Annotated in this window: 23 protein-coding genes; 10 read left to right on the top strand and 13 right to left on the bottom strand. The window is 41.9% G+C overall.

Annotation, left to right across the window (positions count from 1 at the left end):
• Positions 1-112 precede the first annotated feature (112 nt).
• Positions 113-715 (top strand): peroxiredoxin, encoded by a 603-nt coding sequence (locus PQO05_RS24995; RefSeq protein ID WP_273630199.1) that lies wholly within the window; start codon positions 113-115, stop codon positions 713-715.
• A 139-nt stretch (positions 716-854) separates the two neighbouring features.
• On the opposite strand, the gene yiaA is transcribed toward PQO05_RS24995, so the two are convergent.
• Positions 855-1,322, bottom strand: a complete 468-nt coding sequence (gene yiaA, locus PQO05_RS24990; RefSeq protein WP_273630198.1) for an inner membrane protein YiaA — start codon at positions 1,320-1,322, stop codon at positions 855-857.
• A 131-nt stretch (positions 1,323-1,453) separates the two neighbouring features.
• Between yiaA and PQO05_RS24985 the strand changes: the two genes are divergently transcribed.
• Together PQO05_RS24985 and PQO05_RS24980 are read left to right on the top strand one after the other, a co-directional pair.
• The gene (locus tag PQO05_RS24985; RefSeq protein ID WP_273630197.1) at positions 1,454-2,956 is read left to right on the top strand and encodes a hypothetical protein; all 1,503 of its coding nucleotides are present in this window, start codon (positions 1,454-1,456) and stop codon (positions 2,954-2,956) included.
• A 941-nt stretch (positions 2,957-3,897) separates the two neighbouring features.
• Positions 3,898-5,112 (top strand): dipeptidase, encoded by a 1,215-nt coding sequence (locus tag PQO05_RS24980; protein WP_273630196.1) that lies wholly within the window; start codon positions 3,898-3,900, stop codon positions 5,110-5,112.
• 59 nt (positions 5,113-5,171) lie between these two features.
• On the opposite strand, the gene PQO05_RS24975 is transcribed toward PQO05_RS24980, so the two are convergent.
• Positions 5,172-5,954, bottom strand: coding sequence for a class I SAM-dependent methyltransferase (locus tag PQO05_RS24975; protein WP_273630195.1), 783 nt, complete (start codon positions 5,952-5,954; stop codon positions 5,172-5,174).
• 60 nt (positions 5,955-6,014) lie between these two features.
• Positions 6,015-6,503 carry a DUF2165 family protein gene (locus PQO05_RS24970; RefSeq protein ID WP_273630194.1) on the bottom strand — a complete coding sequence of 163 codons (489 nt, stop codon included), beginning with the start codon at positions 6,501-6,503 and terminating at the stop codon, positions 6,015-6,017.
• Positions 6,504-6,612: 109 nt separating this feature from the next.
• Between PQO05_RS24970 and PQO05_RS24965 the strand changes: the two genes are divergently transcribed.
• Positions 6,613-7,092 (top strand): nuclear transport factor 2-like protein, encoded by a 480-nt coding sequence (locus PQO05_RS24965; RefSeq protein WP_273630193.1) that lies wholly within the window; start codon positions 6,613-6,615, stop codon positions 7,090-7,092.
• Positions 7,093-7,273: 181 nt separating this feature from the next.
• Here PQO05_RS24965 and PQO05_RS24960 read toward each other — a convergent pair whose 3' ends face one another.
• The 3 genes from PQO05_RS24960 to PQO05_RS24950 form a co-directional block, all read right to left on the bottom strand.
• Positions 7,274-7,765 (bottom strand): SRPBCC family protein, encoded by a 492-nt coding sequence (locus PQO05_RS24960; protein ID WP_273630192.1) that lies wholly within the window; start codon positions 7,763-7,765, stop codon positions 7,274-7,276.
• A 351-nt stretch (positions 7,766-8,116) separates the two neighbouring features.
• Complete coding sequence (locus PQO05_RS24955) at positions 8,117-8,557, bottom strand: PIN domain-containing protein (RefSeq protein ID WP_273630191.1); 441 nt, start codon at positions 8,555-8,557, stop codon at positions 8,117-8,119.
• The gene (locus PQO05_RS24950) at positions 8,541-8,768 is read right to left on the bottom strand and encodes a UPF0175 family protein (RefSeq protein ID WP_273630190.1); all 228 of its coding nucleotides are present in this window, start codon (positions 8,766-8,768) and stop codon (positions 8,541-8,543) included. Before PQO05_RS24950 ends, PQO05_RS24955 begins: the two co-directional genes overlap by 17 nt.
• A 359-nt stretch (positions 8,769-9,127) precedes the next feature.
• On the opposite strand from PQO05_RS24950, the gene PQO05_RS24945 reads away from it, so the two are divergent.
• Positions 9,128-10,411 carry an NRAMP family divalent metal transporter gene (locus tag PQO05_RS24945; protein WP_273630189.1) on the top strand — a complete coding sequence of 428 codons (1,284 nt, stop codon included), beginning with the start codon at positions 9,128-9,130 and terminating at the stop codon, positions 10,409-10,411.
• 188 nt (positions 10,412-10,599) lie between these two features.
• Here the strand turns inward: PQO05_RS24945 and PQO05_RS24940 are convergent, their stop codons facing one another.
• The gene (locus PQO05_RS24940; protein WP_273630188.1) at positions 10,600-10,899 is read right to left on the bottom strand and encodes a Dabb family protein; all 300 of its coding nucleotides are present in this window, start codon (positions 10,897-10,899) and stop codon (positions 10,600-10,602) included.
• A 303-nt stretch (positions 10,900-11,202) separates the two neighbouring features.
• On the opposite strand from PQO05_RS24940, the gene PQO05_RS24935 reads away from it, so the two are divergent.
• Positions 11,203-11,691 (top strand): hypothetical protein, encoded by a 489-nt coding sequence (locus tag PQO05_RS24935; RefSeq protein ID WP_273630187.1) that lies wholly within the window; start codon positions 11,203-11,205, stop codon positions 11,689-11,691.
• 307 nt (positions 11,692-11,998) lie between these two features.
• On the top strand, positions 11,999-12,376 hold the full coding sequence (locus PQO05_RS24930; RefSeq protein ID WP_273630186.1) for a hypothetical protein: 378 nt from the start codon (positions 11,999-12,001) through the stop codon (positions 12,374-12,376).
• 55 nt (positions 12,377-12,431) lie between these two features.
• Here the strand turns inward: PQO05_RS24930 and PQO05_RS24925 are convergent, their stop codons facing one another.
• The 5 genes from PQO05_RS24925 to PQO05_RS24905 all read right to left on the bottom strand — a co-directional run bounded on the left by PQO05_RS24925 (position 12,432) and on the right by PQO05_RS24905 (position 18,246).
• Complete coding sequence (locus tag PQO05_RS24925) at positions 12,432-12,974, bottom strand: YciE/YciF ferroxidase family protein (RefSeq protein WP_273630185.1); 543 nt, start codon at positions 12,972-12,974, stop codon at positions 12,432-12,434.
• Between the two features lie 109 nt (positions 12,975-13,083).
• Complete coding sequence (gene ku / locus PQO05_RS24920) at positions 13,084-13,851, bottom strand: non-homologous end joining protein Ku (RefSeq protein ID WP_273630184.1); 768 nt, start codon at positions 13,849-13,851, stop codon at positions 13,084-13,086.
• A gap of 302 nt (positions 13,852-14,153) precedes the next feature.
• Complete coding sequence (locus PQO05_RS24915) at positions 14,154-15,554, bottom strand: glycosyl hydrolase 53 family protein (RefSeq protein WP_273630183.1); 1,401 nt, start codon at positions 15,552-15,554, stop codon at positions 14,154-14,156.
• Positions 15,555-15,594: 40 nt separating this feature from the next.
• Positions 15,595-16,920, bottom strand: a complete 1,326-nt coding sequence (locus PQO05_RS24910) for an APC family permease (RefSeq protein ID WP_273630182.1) — start codon at positions 16,918-16,920, stop codon at positions 15,595-15,597.
• A gap of 216 nt (positions 16,921-17,136) precedes the next feature.
• Entirely contained in the window at positions 17,137-18,246 is a 1,110-nt protein-coding gene (locus tag PQO05_RS24905) for a DUF3810 domain-containing protein (RefSeq protein ID WP_273630181.1), read from the bottom strand.
• Between the two features lie 155 nt (positions 18,247-18,401).
• On the opposite strand from PQO05_RS24905, the gene PQO05_RS24900 reads away from it, so the two are divergent.
• From PQO05_RS24900 to PQO05_RS24890, 3 genes are all read left to right on the top strand, one after another.
• Complete coding sequence (locus tag PQO05_RS24900; protein WP_273630180.1) at positions 18,402-19,370, top strand: bifunctional helix-turn-helix transcriptional regulator/GNAT family N-acetyltransferase; 969 nt, start codon at positions 18,402-18,404, stop codon at positions 19,368-19,370.
• Positions 19,352-19,762: a DUF2000 domain-containing protein gene (locus PQO05_RS24895; protein ID WP_273630179.1), complete on the top strand. Its 411-nt coding sequence runs from the start codon at positions 19,352-19,354 to the stop codon at positions 19,760-19,762. Before PQO05_RS24900 ends, PQO05_RS24895 begins: the two co-directional genes overlap by 19 nt.
• 71 nt (positions 19,763-19,833) lie before the next feature.
• Complete coding sequence (locus PQO05_RS24890) at positions 19,834-20,970, top strand: glycosyltransferase family 2 protein (protein ID WP_273630178.1); 1,137 nt, start codon at positions 19,834-19,836, stop codon at positions 20,968-20,970.
• Here the strand turns inward: PQO05_RS24890 and PQO05_RS24885 are convergent.
• Positions 20,967-22,172: a glycoside hydrolase family 88 protein gene (locus PQO05_RS24885; protein WP_273630177.1), complete on the bottom strand. Its 1,206-nt coding sequence runs from the start codon at positions 22,170-22,172 to the stop codon at positions 20,967-20,969. The genes PQO05_RS24890 and PQO05_RS24885 overlap by 4 nt on opposite strands.
• Between the last annotated feature and the right edge of the window lie 106 nt (positions 22,173-22,278).

The following is a 22,278-nucleotide window of genomic DNA, read 5'->3' as shown; positions in this document are numbered from 1 at the left end:
TTTGTTCTGTGATTAAGGAGCCCCCCAGTAAAATTTTAATGACAGGCAACCTGATGGCCCAGACTATCGTAAATTAGATGACAACATCATTAACAAATCAAAACAATCCATCATGATCAAGAAATATTATTCCCTGTCTTTTTTATTTTTCAGCTTTTTACTCTTGACAACCCGCTCTGGCTTTGCCCAAACGAAAATGTTAACCAAAGGAGATGCAGCACCAGCATTTACCGCCCCAGCCAGCCTGGCGGGTAAGGAATTTGATTTCTCGTTGAAAAAATCTTTGGCTAAAGGGCCTGTTGTAGTTTATTTCTATCCTTCTGCCTATACCGGCGGTTGCGATGCGGAGGCACATGCTTTTGCCGAAATGAAGGATAAATTTACAGCGGCAGGAGCTACCATTATCGGTGTTTCTGGCGACGATATACAACGACTGAATACCTTTTCTGCTGATCCTAATTACTGTGCAGGCAAATTTGCGGTTGCATCAGACGCTGATGGTAAAATTGCAGCAACATACGGGCTTGTTATCAATCCGCCAAAGCTTGGCATGAAAGACGTGCGTGGTATGGAGGTTAACCACGGGTTTATTCCGCGAACCACTTATGTTATTGGTAAAGACGGTAAAATTGTAGCTGTTTTTTCATCACAAACTGATCATATTTCACCTACCGACCATGTTGAGAAATCGTTGGAGGTTGTAAAGGCACTTTAATGCTATATATATGAGCTAAAAGCTGCTTTGCGAAAGTAGAGCGGCTTTTTTATTGATAGGAGGTTTAAGAATCTAATGATATAAATAAAAACCCCGCAGGTTTGCTAAGCAAGGCGCTGCGGGGGAAGCAACCGCTACGTTACAGTTCTTTGTCCTCAAACATTTTTGCGTCGCGGGTATTTTTTTGTACGGCAATGGCCGAGAACATGCTTAGGCAAAATGCCATGGCGTAAAATCCTTTCTCACTTAAGGTGATACCGGCATTCCAAAGGCCAACAGTTAATAAAACCATTGCCGCAATAGTGGCAAACCAACTGATGCCGTAGTAGAGGTCTGTAACGGCAAGCCCTTCAGATCTGTCCCTCACGCTTTTTTGTACAGATATTACAGCGAATAAGCCAAATAATAGGATGGTGAAATAATAGCCTTTTTCGTTCAGGGCCATGCTTGCGTTCCATAAGCCAATGCAATATCCGGCTGTACCTGTTAATAAAGCAAACCATGAAGCGCCAATAAATGCGCCGGTTGGTTTAAACGGGTTTCTAACATTTTCACCAAATTTTACGGTGTTTAAATTTTCTTCTGTTTTGTGTTGTAGCGGTTCCATTTTAATTTGTTTTTGTGATTAGTATGGAAGCAAATGTCGGGTACGGAACAGACCCAGGAAAGTCAGATTTTGTAAATTACTGACGATATATCTTTATATTTAATGTAATTTAAATGCATAATATATTCACTATGGATTCACTTTCGAAACTGCTTAATTTGCTCAATAACGCCGATAAAAAGCTATTCAGGCAATTTTTACAACAAAAAAACAAAAGAAGTGATGTAAAAAATTTGCAGTTACTCGATTTAATAGAAACTGACGATATAGATAATCTAAGCAAGCTCTACGATTCGAAAAAAAATAATGATGCCTATCATGCTTTATATAAAAGGTTGCAGGATAATTTACTGCTGTTTTTATCGCAGAAAACCTTTGAAAGTAGCCATTCTGATACCTATGATGCCTTGCGCCTGGTTGTGGTGGGGCGTTTTTTGTTAGAGAATGATGTAATTAAAATAGCCTTTAAATGTTTGGATAAAGCCGAACGCCTGGCCGGGCATTTAGAACAGTTTAATTTGCTGAATGAGCTTTTGCTATTGAAATTACAGTACGCCCATTTGCCGGGTGCAGAAAACTTCGAGACACTGAGTGAACGCTTTCTGCATAACCAATTGCACATGCAACGTGAGGCCAAGCTCAATATGGCTTATGCCTTTCTGAGGTTGGAATTACAGGAGATCCACCTGAAAGGGAAGATCGTTAATTTGACTGACCTGATGATAACCACGATCAGGAAATACAAGATTTCTGAACAGGATCTGATGACCTATAAATCCATCTACCAAATTCTTTTCATCGCTAATGAATATGCAGCTATCCAACAAAACTATGGATTGATAGAACGTTACATCAACCGAACGGATCAGTTTATGCAAGGCCAGTCGCATATAAAACAGTCCTATCTTTTTTATCATATATCCATTTTGTATTTCTTGGCGAACTTTCATCTGCGGCAGAAAAACTTCGCAAAGAGTGCACGGTATCTCAGGGAAATGATGGGCTTAATGGAAACGGATAGCCGTTATTACACACTATTTTATTTGCGACATCAGCTGCTTGCCGGGCTCAACCTGTTTTATACAGGCTTTGCTAATGAGGCGATCGCACTGTTACAAAAATCGCTCGCTAATGCAAAACATCGGTCTAAACCAGAAGATGTTGAAGATCTACGAATATGCCTGGCCATGTTTTTAGCACTGTGCGATGACCGCGGAAGTTTGAAACAGCTGACTTTATTAACACGCACTGATGCCTGGTACGAAAAAAAGATGGGAATGTTATGGACCATCCGGAAAAACCTGATGGAGATATTGGTACAGGCGCAGTTCTCCAATATCGAACTGGCTATGTCGAGGCTAAGCAGTTTCCGTCGTCGGTATAAAAAATATCTGCTGAAAACTTCGGAAGAACGCGTGCTGGTGTTTCTGAGGCTGGTTGAAAAATACCTGCTTAAACCTGATGTCGTTTTTGATGCGACGTATAAAAGGACAGTTTTAAACCTGCTGGCAGGTACAGAGAATAACGATATTTTCACCCTGAGCTTTATTGCCTGGTTGATGGCACGATGGGAGAAAAAAACAGCTTATACAGTAGTGCTCACACTTATGCAGGATAACAGCAATACGAAATAGTAAAAATTTATTTAATAATTTAATAACATCAGGATGTTGTTTAGTAAATAGCTGACAGGTATTTTGGTGTCAATTGTGTTGAAAGTGTTGCCAATTATAAAAAAGATAACTATTAAGCCATTTGCAATGTGTACTGCATTGCTGTATCTGCTTTTTGCATGCTTTTATGTAATTGCCTGCCCCGACAATATCCACACATATAAAGGCAATCAACAAAGTATTTCTATAAAAAGCGGTAAGTCTGTTGGAACGGATTGTGCTCATCAGTTTAAATTTCTGAGCAGGCCTCGCCTTATCCTCAGCAAAAAAATACCGTTCTCAATTACGCAATTTACCCGGGATGGGTTCGGCAGAAATTCAATTTCAATACCAGCCATAACATCAGGGGCTTTCTCAAATTCAGCCAACAAAGCACAAGTTTTTGTTGCCTCTAATTTGCTTTTTTGCCGCTGGCAGGTATAGCTCTTTTTACTCCCATTAATTCGGGCTTGTGCATTACAAGCCTTGTTAAAGTACAACTCAACTAATCTTTCCTGAAAATATTTGAATCTCCGGATTCACGGTTTCCGCGTTTGCCGGAAACCATTAAGGCTAATACCCGCGAGGGGTGTTTTATGTATATACTTTTTTTAACCAGTTATTCCAGATTTGGGGTAGCTGGTTTTTTTATGGCCTTTGGATAACGAGACTATTTGAGGGTGATAAAACTTATTTATATGTTAATATTGCTGTGCGTTTTGCTCAAGAATTCGTCATCAACTTTCGTTTTACCTTTGACTTTATCTGCGCAAAATCTATTGTTGCAATTTGTACAAATACGATTAAGTATCACGCATCTTATCCTCTTCGTCGGTAAAAAACACCTGAACGCCGATTATTGTATTCGCGGTTTAGGATGCCGGTTATATTTGGATAAGTTGCATTTACTTATTTAAAACAGGATGAAGTTTCAGGAAAATTGGTCGAGACGAAAATTTCTCGCGGCGCTTGCCATTGGAGGAGCTGGCTCAGCAATACTAATGGATCCGCTGGCAGCGTGGGCTTTAGTTGATATTGACCCACGGGTGGCTAAAATTGTTGCTGATACTATTGGTATCGATACACATAACCATATTGATGTACCGCTTACTGCGGGCGACATACCTGGCCCAAATATCGATCTGGCTGGCGAAATGAAAAAGTCGGGCCTATCCGCCATCTGCATGACCTTTGCACTAGACTATCAGAAAATGCAAAACCCCGGTGATGCTTACGAAAAGTTCAAAAACGGCTTTGCAGCCATTGATCTGCAGCTTAAAAATAACGGCATGAAGCGTTCGATCAATCTGGCAGATCTTCGCGAAGCTCATAAAAAACATCAGCCTACGGTTATCCAATCTATAGAAGGTGCACATTTCCTGGAAGGGCATTTAGAACGTGTTAGCGAAGCTTATGATAAAGGTTTGCGCCATCTAGGTTTACTGCACGATAGTGATGCATCTGTGCCCCTTGGCGATGTTTATACCAACCCTGCCGTGTTTGGCGGCTTAACAGCCTTTGGTGCCGATGTTGTGAAAGAATGTAACCGTTTAGGTATTCTCATCGACCTGGCGCATGCCAATCAGCAAACAGTAGCTGCTGCCTTAAAAATTACAAAACACCCGGTGCTGATTTCACACACCGGCCTCGATACCCAATTGGGGCAAAACCCCAACATGGCACGCATGATGAAGCCGAGACTAATCAGCAAAGAGCAAGCGAAAATAGTTGCCGATGTCGGTGGTGTAATTGGCGTTTGGACGCACTTGTCTGATACACCACTGGAGTATGCCCAAAATGTGCGTGCACTGGTTGATGTGGTAGGTATTGATCATGTTTGTATTGGTACCGATACCAAGTTAACACCGTCATATAGGCCTGCGGGTGCAGGCGGTTTCGGTGGCCCGCCTCCGGGTGGTGGTCAAGATAAAGGTCCGGGTGGCCCCTCTCCGGGTAATGGTCCTGTTCGCCCGAGAGTAGGTGAGCGTACCAATGAAGCATGGGCAGATCAGAAAGCCGGGTTCTATTACGCCGTGGTTGATGCCATGTTAAAAACCGGCTTTAATGCTGATGAAATTGGCAAGTTTGGTGGCGGTAATTTCTGCAGGGTGTTTGATGCGGCTACGGCAGGGCATTAATAAATAAAGAAGCCGCTCTACAAAAGTAAAGCGGCTTCTTTTTTTATAGATCGAAATGTTTACTGCTTTTTACAAAGTACAATACGGTCGTAAGGATTAAATCCGAAGCGTTGGATATCGTGTTCCATAAAGTTCTCGGCGTAACGGTCGGCAGTTACTTCAAAACCGGCAGAACGCAGTCGATCTAAATAATCGCGACCGTATCGTCGTACATGGTCATATTGCCCAAAAGCTTTTCGGCGCTCTGAGGGTTTGGTGATCGAAGGATCTTCATACGTTTCTTCGTTTCTGAATATTAGCGGTACCATAAAAATACCCCATCCTCCCGGGGCCATTACCCGGTACAATTCACGCATGGCTTGCCTGTCATCAGTAATATGTTCCAGTACATGGTTACATAATATCACATCAAAACTATTATCAGCGAAAGAGAGTTGAGTTATGTCGGCCTTTTTTATATCCTTCACTTCACGGAAGTCGGGCGATTTTGGAGAGAGATCGCAAGTTGTATATTCAAGATCGGGTTGCTTTGCAAGCAGGGTATAAAATTGAAACTCCGGCGCAAAGTGCAGTACCCGCAGTTTTTGGCCGCGGTTAAAAATATTGGTGCGTTGCTGTAAATAAAAATACAGTAGCCGGTGTCTTGGTAACGACCGGCAATTGATACAGCGTGTGTTTTTCCTGCCCGATGGCCGGTATGTGGCAAATTTTTCGAACCGTGAATTACAGATAGGGCAAAGCACTTTATCGCCTTTCAACTTCCGGCTTTCCCAACGCCTCAAAACATTTCTGTGTGCTTTTATCAGCGGGTATGGAATATACTGCTTAAGTAATTCGATCATGTTTTGAAGATAATTAAAGCCTGATCAATCGGGTAATTTTAACTTATAATTCTTCCTCTTTTAGATGCAGAATAGCAACACTAACACCAAAAAGCTCACAATCCTTTCGGCGCTGCCCAAGCCATTCCATGTTTGGCTTTGCCACATGGCAAACCATTCGCCGCCTATAACCTCAAACCCCAGAAACCAGATGGTGATACCGGTAATAATGCCGGCTATTGCCCAGTTTTTGGAAGCATGAAACTGAACAGCACTGCTGTTACGGTTTTTGAAAAGTAACCAGCTCCCTTTGATGCAGCAAAAAGTCATGGCTGCTTCCATTAAAATAATGAAGATATAGGCTGCGTGAAAAATGAATATGCTGTGTATGCTCCGGTATAAGATATGGCTATTGGGAAATATGGTATCCATCTTCAGTACATGTTCTACAAAAACATAATTGGTAAAATAATCTGTGGTATTGCCAATAACAATCAATAAAGCCATTAAACCAATGGTGGCAACGGCAATAAATTTGGCTATACGTAACAAGAGCGGGGTGGTGTACATGTTGTGATGGTTTGTTGATCTAAATTAGTTGTAAATTTCTAATTGTCAGGTAATTAATTATTATATTCAATAAAAATAAACCTTCAATTTAACCTTTAAATCTAAAAACATGAAAAAGCTCCTTGTTATGTTATTTATGCTGGTTACATGCAGCGTTTTTGCCCAGGTAGAAAAAAATGGCACTATCTACAAAAAGCACCCTTACATTACTATTGTTACCAACAGTACTGCCTTGTTTGTAAAACAAGATTGGGTTGGTTTGGCTAAAGTTTATGCCGATACTGCCAAATTTTACGACCCATCGAGTCCCAGGAAGCAAACCCTTGCCGATGAAAAAAAAGCCTGGGCAGATATTGCCGCCAGGTGGACTAATATAAAAGTAGTGCAGGTGGGCTACCCCGATGGTTTGGCTTATGATAAAGACCCCTTCACCGTACAATCATGGTGGAAGGTAACTGCGGTAAATAAAAAAACAAAGAAAACTGCCACCTTCGAAATGGTGCAATTTGATATGTTTAATAAAGCAGGAAAAATAGGCACAGAGGTTAGCTATTACGACCTTACCCCACTGATGAATGCTGCGAAGTAGATATTAGTTTTGAATGAGTGAGTTAGCGAGTTAGTGATAAGTAAGCAGTTTTGAATGAGTGAGTCTTGAGTTAATGATAAAGAAGCAGTTTTGAATTAGTGAATTTTGAGTTAGTGATAAAGAACTTTTAGCCACTCACTAACTCAAAACTCACTAATTCGCTAATTCACAACTCACTAACTCAAAACTGATTCAACAGTTCATCAAGGTTACCCAAGCCCATCGTAAAGCCTGCCTCGAAGCCTATGGCTACTATTTTTTCCAGGTCTTCATCTTTATCGAAACTGATAACTACGTCAACTTTCGATCCTGTATCGGTTGATTTAAACTCGAGTACCCAATGCATGGTAGGAAAGCTTTCATCAATGTTGCCGTCTTCATCACAAAAATTAGCAGAGTAGGTGAAGCCATGTTGTAGGTTAACTGTTTTAAAATCGACCCGGCAATATGATTTTTCGCCATTAGGGCCAGCCATGTAGTAAAGCCATAAGCCCCCGTCTGTAAAATCCATAATTTTTGTTATGGCTTTCCATGGCTTGGGTGCCCACCATTGGTCTAACAAGGTTTTATCGGTCCATGCTTTCCAAACCTTTTCTACAGATGCGTTAAACTGGCGTGTAACGTTAAGTTTTTTGTTCGCCAGATCTTTGGTGATCGTTGTTTCGTTCTTCATGATTTTTTATTGATTTATAAGTTCTTTAATACATCGTCTAACTGGTCGAAAAGGGTTGCCCACAATTTACGGAAGCGGATAACCCATAAATCTATCTTTTTCATTTTTTTAAGATTAATTGAAAATATGCAACTATTTGATTGCAAATATAATGCAACCATTTGATTGCGCAAGTGTTTTTGAAGAAAAATAAGGAGGATAATTAACTTACAGATTATTAGTTATAGATGTCTGGGTTTCGGGTTGGTTGCCCGCTCACTCGCTTATTCATAACTCGAAACTAAGTTCCTGTCCGTCCATTTCCCCAATCGTACACGATGTTACAGAACGGACATTATTCGCCGGCAATTGTTAAAATTTCCTGCAATACTGTTTGTGAATACCTGAAATTGGTTGTTGTATTTTTTCTACGATAGGTTTTATAGAGGATATATTTCCGGCTTTTTTTGCTTTTAAAAATATGCCGAGGCTTCCGGTGATATTTAAATTTAGCCTTCTTGCTGCTTTCCTTCCTTTATTATCATCAATAATAAGCAGCGAAGGTTCTGATTCTAATGCGAGCGCAATGGCGCTTGCTTCTCCGGCATCAACATCTAATGTGTTCTGAAAATGTAGATCTTTAACCGATCTGATTTCTACCCACTCTGGTAAATCAGAACCAAATTCGCGGGCAATTACTGTGGTGGTAATTACATTGCCGAATAGAGATTTCAGTATTTCCAGTTCGCCAATCTTGTCCAACAAAATAAAGCAACTGGTATCCGCAATAACAATTTTATATGCTATCTGCATCGCTCAGCATCTCAGACACCGGGTAGTTTAATAAAGAAACCCCATAATCTCCCAGCAACTCAGCGAAAGTTCGTTTTGATAATCCAACCATATCGGCAGCTTGCCCTAATGATAACTTGCCAGATTCATACAGCTTGGCAGCAATAAATCTAACGGTATCATTTTGATACTCACCCAGGCTATCAGGAACTTGAAGTGTGATCGTTGTCATAATGTAAATATACAAATAATGTGAAAGATAGTTGTGAGGGAGTGAGTTGTGGATTTTGATTTGATAGCACTCATTGCCCCCCCAATAATTTCCTGTCCGTCCATTTTCCCTTCCGTACAGGATGCGACAGGGCGGACATCATTGAAACTTAATCATTTCTACCCCTTATTAATGTTAGGAGTAATAGCACTGCCATTGCATTCCCCTAAATTAGGGGAACACTAAGCCGGTGCAATTTGCAACAGCGTTAATAAGGGGTAGAAATTGGGTAGATCAGACTTAAAACTCAGTACTCAAAACTAAATTTTGCTATAGCTCTGCTTATTAGCTAACTTACTCCAATACTACAGTTTGTTATTATGCCCCTAAAAACAACAACCGAAAAACCGGCTAAAAAATCGATCTGGAAATGGTTTACTGTGCTGGGACCCGGCCTTACCACCGGTGCTGCCGATGATGACCCATCGGGCATAGCCACCTATTCGCAAACAGGGGCCCAGTTTGGCTACGGGCAATTGTGGACCGCCCTTTACATGCTACCCTTTATGATGGCCGTACAGGAAGCCTGCGCACGTATTGGCCTGGTTACAGGCAAAGGTATAGCTGCCGTGGTTAAAGAGCATTACAGCAAGCCTGTGTTGTATATAGTGGTAAGCCTGGTGGTAATTGCCAACACCATTAACATTGGTGCCGATATTGGCGCTATGGCTGCCGCAGCACAACTATTGGTACCTGTACATTTTGTGGTGCTTACCATGCTGTTTACGGTTATTATTTTATTGCTCGAAATATTTACTAACTACAAAATTTACTCGGGTATATTGAAATGGCTGGCTATAACATTACTTGCCTATCCCATTACAGTATTTATTATTCACCAGGATTGGCCCACTGTATTAAAGGCAACCGTAACACCACATATTGAGTTCAGCTTTGCTTTCCTGTTTATTATTACCGGTGTATTTGGCACTACCATTACGCCTTATATGTTTTTCTGGGAAGCATCGCAGGAGGTAGAGGAAGAAAAAGCCAAAGGGAAGCACAGTGTTAGCTGGCCTAAAATACATGCCATGCGGAAAGATAATACTTTTGGTATGGTTGTTTCTGAAATTACAACCTGGTGCATTTTACTGGTTGGTGCTACCGTTTTGCACAACAGTGGTATAAAAGATATTAAAACAGCAGCCGATGCTGCTAAGGCACTGGAGCCGCTGGTGCACTCGTTTCCGCATGCGGGGTATCTGTCGAAGCTGGTATTTTCTATTGGTATTATTGGTTTGGGCTTACTGGCGGTGCCGGTATTGTCAGGCTCAGCTGCCTACGCCGTTGCCGAAGCTTTTGATTGGAAGGCGAGCCTCAACCTTAAATTCAGAAAAGCAAAAGGGTTTTACGGGGTTATAATTGTAGCCATGCTTATTGGCCTTGCCATTAATTTTATAGGGATAGATCCGGTTAAAGCCCTGGTATATACCGCCGTATTAAATGGTGTGGCTGCAGTGCCGCTGCTATTCCTCATCATTAAAATTATGTGCCGGGATGATATCATGGGCGAATACAAAAGCCGCCTGACATCTAAAATTTTGCTCTGGGTGACCTTTATTGTAATGGGCGGTGCTGCCGTGGCTATGTTTTTCACAATATAGTTAGGAGAGAGGCAAGAGACGAGAAACAAGTAATTTCGGATGTCGGATGTTCGATTTCGGATTTAGCTATCCATTTTGTCATTGCGAGCGATAGCGTGGCAATCTCGTCGCCAATGCTTCTTCGATCTGCATAGCTACGAGATTGCTTCGTCGTACCTCCTCGCAATGACAAAAATATAAGTCAAACCTTACTCTGCATCATAAATAACAACCCTGTCGAAATAAACACGGTTCTCATCTAAGAAAGCTTTGTGTACCGGATGTACCTGGTAAACATCGTGCGCAGCCAGATCCTCGAAAAACAGTACCAGGCTAAAAGTGTAAGTGGTATCAACCACGGCACGGTCGATAGACGGAACCGGTGTGCCGATGTGCAGGGTTTTAATAACTTCAATATCTTGTAACGATTGCAGGCCTTTGCGGAAAGAGGCTTTCTGTTCGTCGGTAGTGTCGGCTTTAAGCCAGAATAATACGTGGTGGGCTATCATGGTAATTTAAATTTGAGGGCAAAGATATGGGAGGAGAGGCAAGAAACAAGAGACGAGAATCAAGACTGGAATAAATCTGGAAAGAAAATCAAGATGCACCTTGTCATTTCGACGATAGGAGAAATCTTATAGGATAGATGAGCAAATAGTACAAGATCTCTCACTATCGTTCGAGATGACAAAACGGTTAGTACTCCTTTTATCACTTCCGAAATAATTTCCCTCATCAAAACTCATTTCATAACTGATTGTTGGTATGCGGAGGCTAAATGGGCCTCAACCATTTTAACGCATATAAACCAAATGAAAAAGATATCCCTTATAATCTTAGCAGCCCTATTTTCAATTCAGCTTTACGCACAGGATACTAAAAAAGACAGTACCTACCCAACCAGCATTACAGATCTTGTGGATTGCTTTAATAACGTTAACTCGGCACATCCCGATCCTTATTTTATACAAAAAGGGTACAAATATACCGGGGGTAAAGTAACACGCGATACGGTTGCGAGGGTGTATACATCCACAACTTCTACCGATAAAATTAGCTTTGATAAAGTAAGGGGCAAAGCTTACGCGCTTGCTTTTTTTACAACCAGCAAAGCCGAAGCCAGAAAAATAGTGTTGACCTTTGCACCCAACGGATACGGCATCGTAAAATCGAACCTCAACGATACTATTGCCGTTTATCGGTATAATGGGCCAGAGTATAGCGTGTATTATGGTTTCCGTAAAACAAAGAAAGAAAACGGGAATACAGAGTATAGCTTTAATTTGTATAAGAATAAGTAGGTTTTATTTCGGAATTCGAATGTTCGATTTGCAATTCCCCTCTTGAGAGGGGGTGCGGAAGATGGTGTGATGGCAGGGGTGTGTTTATACGTGAGTTAACCTAAGGACACACCCCTGACCCCTCTCGAGAGGGGAAGCATATTCATAACTATACAAATCGAATAAGTATTGGCGACGAGATTGCCACGTCGTACCTCCTCGCAATGACAAAATGGGGCCGAGCATCTCTCCAACCCTGTATTCCTCACAAATATTTTATTGATATAAAATAGAATTTATATCTTTATTTTTTAATTAGAAATAAACTATGTCAATTATAAGGAAAATTGAAGAAGAGGGCCCCGCATTCAATTTTACTCAAAGACTCGAAAATACCTTATTCCATTTGCTTGATGACGACGACCCGGTCAACATCTATATGCTTACCGAAATTTGTAAATTATTGGGTGTTGATATAGCAAAATACTTCCCTGTTTTATATAAATCTGGCGCTTACCAGCTTACTATATTAACTAATGGCGATTTTGAAACCGCGCTTAAGGTAACCGAAGCTTTGTATGAAACCTGTATCCGTTTCCAGAAATTCGATTTGGCGATAATTGTTAACTCAGAAGTAACCCGCGGCCTCTTAGATACCGGGTTGCCGCTTGTTTGGGTTGATGGCAGGTTTATAAACAAAAGTTAAACAACAAGGGCCCTGTTAAAGGGCCCTTTGCTGCATTAAAAGAAATAACGTCGCCTTACTTCTTCTCGCTTTTTGCAGATGTGTTGATGCTGCTTTCGGCAATGCGGGTAAGCAGGGCATCTGCATTTTTCTCTTCTTCCAGGGTTTGGCCTAAAAGTTCGGCAGCTTCGGTATAACCTAAAGTTGCAGCCAGGGTTCTTAATGTACCGTAAGAGGCAATCTCATAATGCTCAGATTTTTGAGCTGCCGAAATAATACCGGCATCGCGGGTAATGCTGCCATCTTCGGTATCTTCCATAATTTCTTCCGATTCTTTAATCAGGCCGTTCATAGCTTCGCATTTTTTGGCAACAGCTTTTTCGCCAATTGACTCAAATACTGATTCCAATCGGGTAATTTGTCCTTCGGTCTCAGTCTGGTGGTTTTGCAATGCCTGGCGTAATTCGTCTGAAGTTGCGTTTTTAGCCATTTTGGCTAAAGCCTTGGTCAGGTGTTTTTCGGCCCAGTAAATATCTTTAAGCTCGTCTATAAATAATTCGTTCAATGCCGACTCTTCTACTTCTGTAGTGGTTTCCGGGGTCTTGGTTTTAGTTGCCATGATGATGTTTTGTTTTAGTTATTATTTATAACATTAAACTAAAACGAAAGTTTCGTGGCGAATAAATTAAATATGCAATTGAAATTTAGCCCGGTATGATGTTTATGATTTATGCACCTTTCTTGCTCAGGCTTGCCATTAACTGGTCGTAAAGGTCATCACTGGATGTTTTAACCACCTTCATTTTCTTAACAGTTGGGTGCTTGCCTTTGGCTTTTGCTTTAATGATTTTCAGCAAGTCATCGCTGTACTGATCTTTGAATTTCGATACATCAAATTTCTCAGCATACTGGTTAATCAAGGCTAAGCCCATATCCAGTTCTTTTTTGCTGATTGCGCCTTCTTTCGGGATGTTCAGATCTTCCGTATCCCTGATCTCCTGTCCAAACCGAATGCGTGTAACCACCAGCACATTATTTTCGGGGTGAATGATGCATAGGTTTTCGGTATTACGCAATACAAAGCGTGCCAGGCCTGCTTTCTTGCTTTTTTTGAGGGCTTCAACCAACAGGGTATAGGCTTTACTGTTTTTTTGCTCGGGCTCGGCATAGTACGATGTTTCGTAGAACATGGGGTTTACCTCGCTCATTTCCACAAAGCTTTCTATCTCTATGAGTCTTGTTTTTTCGGGGCTGGCGGCTTCAAAATCGGCTTCTTCAACTACTACGTAATCATCGTCGAGTTTATAGGCACGCACAATCTTATCATAAGGCACTTCTTTTTTGGTGTGCTCGTTAACCCGCATGAAATGGATTTTCGCATGGTCGCGGCCATCCAGCATGTCCAGATCGAGCGAGCTGTTTTGTACTGCCGAATATAATTTAATGGGAATATTTACCAGCCCAAACCCGATGGAGCCCTTCCATATCGATCTCATAATTAGCTTGTTTTAATGCAACCTAATTATAACTGATAAAGAGCTTTTGTGTTTGGGATCAGAATTTACTGAATTAAAGAATTTTCAGAATATTTCGTCTTGGATCAGAATTTACTGAATTAAAGAATTTTCAGAATATTTCGTCTTGGATCAGAATTTACTGAATTAAAGAATTTTCAGAATATTTAATCTTGGATCAGAATTTATGGAATTAAAGAATTTTCAGGATTAAAAATCAAATCATTCTGTTAATTCCTAAATTCTGAGAATTCTGGTTCAAGACAATTCAGTAAATTCTGATCCTACTTGGTGATGTATTTCTTCGCAATGCCATCATACAAATCAATGTATGCGTTGGATTTACCATCCTTATCAAAAATCTGCTCCCAGGTACTCAATGGCTCCCATATAAAAGTACCTAAAGCCTTGTTGTTGGGTATACTGAAGGCTATGTCATTTACTTCAGTTTTAAGCTGCGTGTATTCGGCAACCATCACCTGGCGGTTGTAACGGGTAGATAGATCAATCATGTTAGCTTTCAGGTCATCTAGAGTACCATGCCATTTAGGGTAGTATGATAAGCCGATCACATCAAAAGGCACATTACGGTCGAGCATCTGATCAAGGAAGTAGCGCGATTCTAAATTTTGCCCTCCCAGGGCAATGTGCAGCATCACCGGCGTAGATGGGTCAACCGCCTTTACGCCTTGTACCCCCATGTAAAGCAGTTCGGCTAAGCTATCCAGGTTATTGATCTCGCCCTCGGGCCATATCATACCATGGTTAATTTCGTTACCAACCTGCACCATATCTGGCAGCGTACCTTGTGATTTTAGCTGTTGCAGCACATCAACAGTGTAGGCATATACGGAGTGTTTAAGGGCGTTAAAATCCTGACCACGCCATGCCGCAGGTTTGTATTGCTGCTGTGGGTCGGCCCAGTAATCGCTGTAATGAAAATCGAGCAATAGCTTAAGCCCCGCAGCTTTAACACGCTTAGCCATTTGTTTGGTATGTTCCAGATCACAAAATCCTTTTTGGGGCGAATAGCCACTATCGCGCGCCGGGTTATTAAATATACGGAGGCGGATGTAGTTAAAGCCGTGATCTTTCAGTATTTCAATGGCATCTTTTTGCACGCCTTTATCAGAGAATTTAACACCTTTGGCTTCCAGTTCGGGCAGGAAAGAAATATCTGCCCCTAAGATTTTACCTTCTACTTTTTTGGGTGTATAACCTACTGTGGTAACCTTGTGTGCAGCGCTGGGCTGTATCATCCTGATTTCTGTTGAGCCCGGGTACAGGCTATCTGCTTTAGCCTCGAATTTTACAACCCCCTTTTGATGGCCCGAACGTAGCGTAACCCACAAAATGCCATTGTGTAAATGTCCCTGGGTTATAACATGGTTAGGCAAACCTATTTCATTGTATTTTTGATGATCGCTTAGTTTGCTGATCATCGCATCGCCGGTAATGGTAAACTTGATAAGCTGACCGGCATCAGGGACATCTTTCCCGCTTTTATTAATAACAACAACTTTTATTTGGGCTTCATCCTTGCCATCGGCCAGCATAGTGGTTTTGTAAGGCGTTATTACTACTTCGCTTGGTTTAGTTGCAGCAGATTGCGCCACCGAATTATAATTCAGCCCGAATAAATTTAATGCAATGATAGAAAGGGCGGTTAATGCCTTAATTTTCATAGGGTTGTAGATATAGGGTTAGGGGGTATGCCAAAGATACCTATCTTTTTAACGCAAAACGGCGCTTTAAGTTGATGATTTGCCAAAATAATTCTGCGGTAGATAAGGCCAGAAGTGCAAATATGGCTGGCTTTATGGCTTGTTCTGTCGAATCAAATGCACCTGCCATAGCTATAAAATAAACCGCTGTTGGCAATACCAGGAATACTAACAAGCCACCAACGCCTAATGGTATTTTAAATGGACGATGTGTATCGGGCTGTTTAATGCGCATTACAATCAAGGTTGCATACTCTAAAAATAGGCCTGCTCCGTATACAGTAACATCAATAATCAGCAATTCATCAAACGACCACAGGATCATTAAACTAACCACCAGTGAGCAAATGATAATAGATAAATAAGGCGTATTGTATTTAGGGTGAAGCCTGGTTAATGCCTGAGGTAATAATTTATCATCGGCCATTACTTTAGGGATGCGCGATACCGAAAGCAGCACCGCCGTGTAAATACCCAATGCGCTTGCCATACCGCCAATGGCAATTAAGGCACCCAGCCAATGCCCGCCAATTAGTTCGCCCAAAGCGGGGAAACGGTTATCACTTAATACCTTTGGGTTAATTCCCGATTGCTGAGCCACCAATATAACCACAAAATAAATTACAATAACCAGGGCAAACGCGCTGAACACAGAGATGAGATAAGAGCGAACGGGCTTTTCTACCTCGCCGGCATACGTGGTTACATTATCCCAGCCAAGGCAGTTCCACATTACGGTATACAAAGCCATGGCAAGTGCCGGGAATTTTAAATGGCTTACCGATGGTGCAGGCATGTGAGGGCTTAATGAATGATGCATCAGCGCAGCGATCAGCAATATTACAAAAGGCCCAAGTACAGCCACGCTAAGTATCATTGAAGCCCTGCCAACCTGCACAATACCCAGAATATTAATTAATGCCGATAGCCAAACAAATACCAAACAAACCGGCACCTGGTAAGTAACCATCCAGGGGAAAAAGAAAGTGGCATATTGAATAAACATTACCGGGTATATCGCCAGATCGATAAAGGTATACAGCCAGGTCCACCAACCCTCGTAAAACCCGAAGCGCATACCTAAAGCATTTTTAACCCATTGGTAATAGCCGCCTTCAATCGGCATCATACTGTTTAATTCGGCAACGGTAAGTATGGCCGGTACATCCCAAAGGATAGGGGTAATTAAAAGCAAAAGTAACGTAGCATGCGATTCCGCATAACTAATCAGCGACTCCAACCCATACGGCCCACCCGATACCGTAAAAAAGATAATAACGATGAGTTGAAGCGGTCTTATTTTTTTGGAAATGGGTTTGGCGGGCATGGTTTAAAAATAGTATAAAATTGCATTTTCTCCACCCGGCATGCTAAGTTATAAGCATAGAACAATGACAAATTTAAAATAAGACCGTCATTGCGAGGAACGAAGCAATCGCGAACTGTACAGAGCCGCTCTGCTAATCGGGGATTGCTTCGTTCCTCGCAATGACGGTGAAGTTTGAATATCCATTGGTTATTAACATTCATAGGGGTGTGCCTTCTACTTTCGGACTTCCATACTCACCGACTTCCGGACTCTCTTTCTATACCAGGCCATCGTCAGCCTAATCATCCGGTTATAAGTGCGCAATCCCGCAGGTTGGTTATTCGCCTTTAAAAAACTATCATAAAATTTGCCGCTGATTAAGCCGATTTGCCCGGCATATCCTTCCCAATAAGCGCTGTCTGTTTTCAGATCTTGCCTAACGGAGGCATTGAGCATAGCCTTTAATTCATGATGTGCAATGGTATCCCTGCGGTGCAGGTAATGCAGAAATTCGGTAGCGCCTTCGTAGTAGGCAGAATATTTCAATAAGCGATCTGACGAATGGATACCTGCCAGGTAACCCACAAAATTAGCTTCATCCTCGCGCCCAAAACCCATCTGGTGCGACATTTCATGACAGGCTGTAAACGGACGATCGAATACCGGCATTTGCCAGTTAATTTGCGCTTCGCCGGTAAAGGGGTTGTAATAGCCCGAGGTGCTGAGGTAATTCAACAGCGGACTAATTAACGACGGTTTAACACCCGGCATAAAGGTTTTAAACTGGGGTGATGTTTTTGATAAACTATCAATCGCATTAACTGCCGTTGTATAAATGGCTTTATTTTGTTGACTGAGGTCGGCTTGTGTTAATGTATTGCGGCTTTCATTTACACTGTCAACCAGCATGCGGGTTACGGCTTTTACATCATTGAGGGTATAAGACGTGTCCTGAAGATCGAGTCGCTCAGCAGCAGAAGGACGGAAATAATTTAAGCCCCAGCACATATAAAACAGCACAATGCCGATCTGAAAACCAATGATGAGTTGCAATAGGTAAATGCCGGCAGGTTTAAACCGTTTTTTAAATAACAAGATCAGTAGGTGCGCTGTAGCATAAAGCAGATAAGCAATTACTGCCATGTACAGTACATCGCCAAAGCTAAAGGGCAACCAGCCTACAAGTAGATGAAGTACAAAACAGATTGCACGGTATAAGCCTTCTGAATAAAATTGATTTACAAAACGCGGAAATGCATCCAGGTTAACCAGCAATATAATTAACACACTGAGCGCACCTGCAGTGAGCAATTTGTTTTTAAAATGTAGGCGGTATTGAGGCATTGGTTTGTAAATATAGCAGAAAAGCAATAAGTGCTTTGTTTGCGCACATTGCAAATCGGCTTAGAGATCAATTCAGCAGAAATTAAAAATAACTATTGGCATAATAATCCATAAAATATAAATTTGCGTAATTGATTACGTAATTTACTATTTCGATGGAGTTTTATAACAAAGTCGGCCGCCTGGCATTAGGCAGCCGGATGCGCAGGTTAACAGAATTGCACATGGACCAAGCCAGTAAAGTGTACGCACTTTACAATGTAGAAATGCAGCCCAAATGGTTCCCGGTGTATTATTCGTTATGTAACGGCGAAGAAAAAACAATTACACTCATAGCGCAGGAAATTGGCCATTCGCACCCATCGGTGAGTACTATTGTTAAGGAAATGACCAAGAAAGGCATCGTAAAAGAAAGCCCTTACAAAGGCGACGGCCGCAAAAACTACGTAATGCTAACCGAAAAAGGCTTGAGCTTTGACGAGCGTTTGCAGGAACAGTTTATGGATGTAAACACCGCCATTGAAGAAGCCCTGGCCGAAACCCAGCACAACCTTTGGAAAGCCATTGAAGAATGGGAATATATACTGGAACAACGTAGCCTCGACAAGCGCGTAATTGATGCCAAAAAGCAACGCGAAAGCCGCGATGTAACCATTGTTGAGTACGACCCTAAATACCAAGCCGACTTTAGGCGCTTGAATGAAGAATGGATAACCACCTATTTTAAAATGGAGCCTGCCGATTACCAATCGCTCGACCATGCTAAAGAATACATTCTGGATAAAGGCGGTTACATTTATCTCGCACTGCTTAAAGGCGAGCCCATTGGCACCTGTGCTTTAATTAAGATGAACGATGATACCTACGAGCTGGCTAAAATGGCAGTATCGCCTCTGGCTAAAGGTAAAGGAGTCGGTAATTTGCTGGGTAATACCGTTGTGGAGAAGGCAAAATCATTAGGGGCGAAAAAAATATACCTCGAGAGTAACATGATCTTGAAGCCGGCTATCAACCTCTATCAAAAACTGGGTTTCAAAAAAGTATTGGGCAACCCCTCGCCTTACGAAAGATGCAATATACAGATGGAATTAAACCTGGCTTACCTATGCACGGAAATAAGATAGCCATCGTTTTACGCGATGATTTAAAGAGCTGGCAAAAGCTAAATGTAACCGCATTTCTGGCCAGTGCCATAGCCATTGAGTTTCCCGAATTGCATGGCAGGCATTTGATAACGGCATCGGGCAATACCTATCTGCCGTTTTTAAAGCAGCCGATGCTGATTTACAAAGCGGTTGACGGCGAACAAATTAAACGGGCATTTAACCGCGCTAAAGAACGGGAACTACAAATCGGCATTTACTCCGAACCCTTGTTTAGTACCATGACCGAGGAAGATAACCTGAAAGAAACCGCCAACCATACCGATGATGAGCAGGACCTGGTAGGCATTATTGTTTATGGCGAAAATAAGAAGGTGAATAAAGCGCTGGATGGCCTGAAGTTTCACGACTAAACATCCGATATAAAACGGGCTGATTAATAGGGCAAATTTGTTCATCTTTATGGCAGATTGAACCCGCTCTGATGGCCTTTTTTTATTACAGTTTATTTGCAACCTTATGTTGGGTTGGCGTTATTATTTACCTGCTCATTAACGGTAGAAAAATGGCTCCCCTTGACCTGCAGGCAGCGGCAGAAGTTGAACCGTCTGTGGCCATTATCATTGCTGTAAGAAACGAGGAAGCCGACCTGGAAAAAGCATTGCAAAGTGTATGCAAGCTCAATTATGCTAATTATCGCATTGTTGTGTTGAATGATCGTTCGACCGATGGTACCGCGGCTATTCTGGAAACCTTTACAGGCAAATATCAGAACCTCTCGGTAACCCATATTACCGAACTGCCTTATGGCTGGCTGGGTAAAAATCATGCTTTGTACCAAGGCTATTTAAATAGTACCGAAGAGTGGCTGCTTTTTACCGATGCCGATGTGGAGTTTCATCCCGATGCTTTGAGTAAAGCGGTTGGGTACGCTACCAGAAACAGAATAGATCACCTCTGTATTTTGCCGGAAGTTATATCGAGGTCAGAAATGCTGAACGCTATGCTGGGCACTTTCACCATGCTGTTTACACTGCAATTCAGGCCATGGGCATCAAGTAATCCAAAATCAAAGGCTTCTATCGGTATCGGTGCGTTTAACCTCGTTCGCCGCGAGGCTTATGAGCAGGCGGGCACACATCAGCAAATTAAATTAAGGCCGGATGATGACTTGAAGCTGGGGCAAATGATTAAAGCTGCCGGCCTGAAACAGCATGTATTGATTGGTAAAGGATACATTGGTTTAGAATGGTATCATAACGTACAGCAGTTTGTTAACGGCTTAATGAAAAACTCCTTCGCCGTAGCTGATTATAGTGTTCTGAAAACTATAGGAGGTATTATCCTAATTCTTATCCTAATAGCCTTACCTGTACCATTGATGCTATTGTTCGGTACAAAGACAGAGCAGGGGATGGCCTGCCTGATCCTGATATTCCAGTCTATTTATATGACTTCGCCTGTATTACCCAATAAATGGTGGCATGCTTTGATGATTCCATTTGCCGGGCTTTTAATGGCGTATATCTCTGCCAGATCAGCTTTTATAACCCTAAAGCAAGGCGGCATTTACTGGCGTGATAGTTTTTATTCGCTCGATATGCTGAAAGGAAAAGTTTAGTTTTTAGCAAAGGACTGGTAGCGCATCATGGCTTCTACAAAATAATAATCGGCATAGGTTAAAGGCTGATCTATTTCTGTACCGCCGGGGATATTGCCTACGCTATGCGCTAACAAATAACCACCGTTTGTACCATTAGCCGCTTTATATGGCGAATCAGATAATGATTTGATAAGTGTTTGCGCCACATTAAAATATTCGCGGCCGCTTTTAGCATCAGAGTATTTGCAAAGTTCCAGCAATGCCGAAGCCATTACCGCACCGGCTGATGCATCGCGCAAAGCATCAGGGATATTGGGTGCGTTGAAATCCCAGTAAGGAACTTTGTCTTTAGGTAGATTTGGGTTATGCAATATGAAATGGGCAATATGCTCTGCCTGCTCCAGGTACTTTTTGTCATGAGTTTCACGATACATTAAGGTATAACCGTATAATCCCCAGGTTTGGCCCCGTGCCCAAGCCGATTCATTGGCATAGCCCTGTGCGGTACGTTTCTGTATTACGGCACCTGTTTGCGGGTCGTAGTTAATCACATGGTATGAACTATAATCGGGCCTGAAATGGTTTTTCATGGTGGTATTGGCATGGGTTACCGCTATTTTATAATAGCTCGAATCGCCGGTTACTTTGGTGGCCCAGAACAGCAGTTCGAGGTTCATCATGTTATCGATGATGACCAAAAATTCCGGTTTCTTAGAGTCCCACGATTTAATACAGCCTACCTTAGGGTTAAACCGGGTAGATAATGATTTGGCACTGTTAATCAGGATCTGCTTGTATTTAGCATCGGGTGCTATCTTTTCGGCAGTGCCAAAACTGCAATACATCATAAAGCCCAGATCGTGCGTGTTTTTATTGTATTGCTCGTTACTGAGCAGGCCTAACATACGTTTGGCCTCGCTTAACAAAACGGTGTCTTTAGTTTCCTTATAGATGTTTAACAGAGTTCCGGGATAGAAGCCACTGCACCACCAGTCAGATCCGCTGGTTTCCAGTACACCTGTTTTAGGATTAAATGTTTTGGGGAACTGGCCGGGTTTCAGGCTTTCCTTCATCAGCTTATACTGTACATCAGCATCCTTAAAATTTTGATTGATGGTTTGCAGAAGCGATTGATCTGTTTTAAAAGTATTTTGAGCTGAGGCAAAATTGATAGCAATACTGCACACAGCTACAAGGCAGGTTTTTAACGTATTCTTCATTGATATAGGTTCACCCGGAGGGAGATGCACTGCATAAATAGTACTTTTATGTCAATAAAAAAAGCCTGCCACAATTAAGTAGCAAGCTTAATACATTTAGCAAGCT

It is taken from the genome of Mucilaginibacter jinjuensis (genome assembly GCF_028596025.1).
Classification (GTDB): Bacteria; Bacteroidota; Bacteroidia; order Sphingobacteriales; family Sphingobacteriaceae; genus Mucilaginibacter; species Mucilaginibacter jinjuensis.
Note: the sequence above shows the minus strand (reverse complement) of the source record. Positions and strands in the feature narration are given on the sequence as shown.

What these genes read in the sequence shown, in the direction of transcription:
- PQO05_RS24895 (WP_273630179.1), top strand. Translation starts at nt 19,352, where the DNA reads ATGCACGGAAATAAGATAGCCATCGTTTTACGCGATGATTTAAAGAGC.
- PQO05_RS24915 (WP_273630183.1), bottom strand. Translation starts at nt 15,554, where the DNA reads ATGAAAATTAAGGCATTAACCGCCCTTTCTATCATTGCATTAAATTTA.
- PQO05_RS24975 (WP_273630195.1), bottom strand. Translation starts at nt 5,954, where the DNA reads ATGATCGAATTACTTAAGCAGTATATTCCATACCCGCTGATAAAAGCA.
- PQO05_RS24910 (WP_273630182.1), bottom strand. Translation starts at nt 16,920, where the DNA reads ATGCCCGCCAAACCCATTTCCAAAAAAATAAGACCGCTTCAACTCATC.
- PQO05_RS24970 (WP_273630194.1), bottom strand. Translation starts at nt 6,503, where the DNA reads ATGTACACCACCCCGCTCTTGTTACGTATAGCCAAATTTATTGCCGTT.
- PQO05_RS24885 (WP_273630177.1), bottom strand. Translation starts at nt 22,172, where the DNA reads ATGAAGAATACGTTAAAAACCTGCCTTGTAGCTGTGTGCAGTATTGCT.
- PQO05_RS24950 (WP_273630190.1), bottom strand. Translation starts at nt 8,768, where the DNA reads ATGACAACGATCACACTTCAAGTTCCTGATAGCCTGGGTGAGTATCAA.
- PQO05_RS24940 (WP_273630188.1), bottom strand. Translation starts at nt 10,899, where the DNA reads ATGATAGCCCACCACGTATTATTCTGGCTTAAAGCCGACACTACCGAC.
- PQO05_RS24890 (WP_273630178.1), top strand. Translation starts at nt 19,834, where the DNA reads ATGGCCTTTTTTTATTACAGTTTATTTGCAACCTTATGTTGGGTTGGC.
- PQO05_RS24935 (WP_273630187.1), top strand. Translation starts at nt 11,203, where the DNA reads ATGAAAAAGATATCCCTTATAATCTTAGCAGCCCTATTTTCAATTCAG.
- ku (WP_273630184.1), bottom strand. Translation starts at nt 13,851, where the DNA reads ATGAGATCGATATGGAAGGGCTCCATCGGGTTTGGGCTGGTAAATATT.
- yiaA (WP_273630198.1), bottom strand. Translation starts at nt 1,322, where the DNA reads ATGGAACCGCTACAACACAAAACAGAAGAAAATTTAAACACCGTAAAA.
- PQO05_RS24905 (WP_273630181.1), bottom strand. Translation starts at nt 18,246, where the DNA reads ATGCCTCAATACCGCCTACATTTTAAAAACAAATTGCTCACTGCAGGT.
- PQO05_RS24925 (WP_273630185.1), bottom strand. Translation starts at nt 12,974, where the DNA reads ATGGCAACTAAAACCAAGACCCCGGAAACCACTACAGAAGTAGAAGAG.
- PQO05_RS24980 (WP_273630196.1), top strand. Translation starts at nt 3,898, where the DNA reads ATGAAGTTTCAGGAAAATTGGTCGAGACGAAAATTTCTCGCGGCGCTT.
- PQO05_RS24930 (WP_273630186.1), top strand. Translation starts at nt 11,999, where the DNA reads ATGTCAATTATAAGGAAAATTGAAGAAGAGGGCCCCGCATTCAATTTT.
- PQO05_RS24945 (WP_273630189.1), top strand. Translation starts at nt 9,128, where the DNA reads ATGCCCCTAAAAACAACAACCGAAAAACCGGCTAAAAAATCGATCTGG.
- PQO05_RS24965 (WP_273630193.1), top strand. Translation starts at nt 6,613, where the DNA reads ATGAAAAAGCTCCTTGTTATGTTATTTATGCTGGTTACATGCAGCGTT.
- PQO05_RS24960 (WP_273630192.1), bottom strand. Translation starts at nt 7,765, where the DNA reads ATGAAGAACGAAACAACGATCACCAAAGATCTGGCGAACAAAAAACTT.
- PQO05_RS24985 (WP_273630197.1), top strand. Translation starts at nt 1,454, where the DNA reads ATGGATTCACTTTCGAAACTGCTTAATTTGCTCAATAACGCCGATAAA.
- PQO05_RS24995 (WP_273630199.1), top strand. Translation starts at nt 113, where the DNA reads ATGATCAAGAAATATTATTCCCTGTCTTTTTTATTTTTCAGCTTTTTA.
- PQO05_RS24900 (WP_273630180.1), top strand. Translation starts at nt 18,402, where the DNA reads ATGGAGTTTTATAACAAAGTCGGCCGCCTGGCATTAGGCAGCCGGATG.
- PQO05_RS24955 (WP_273630191.1), bottom strand. Translation starts at nt 8,557, where the DNA reads ATGCAGATAGCATATAAAATTGTTATTGCGGATACCAGTTGCTTTATT.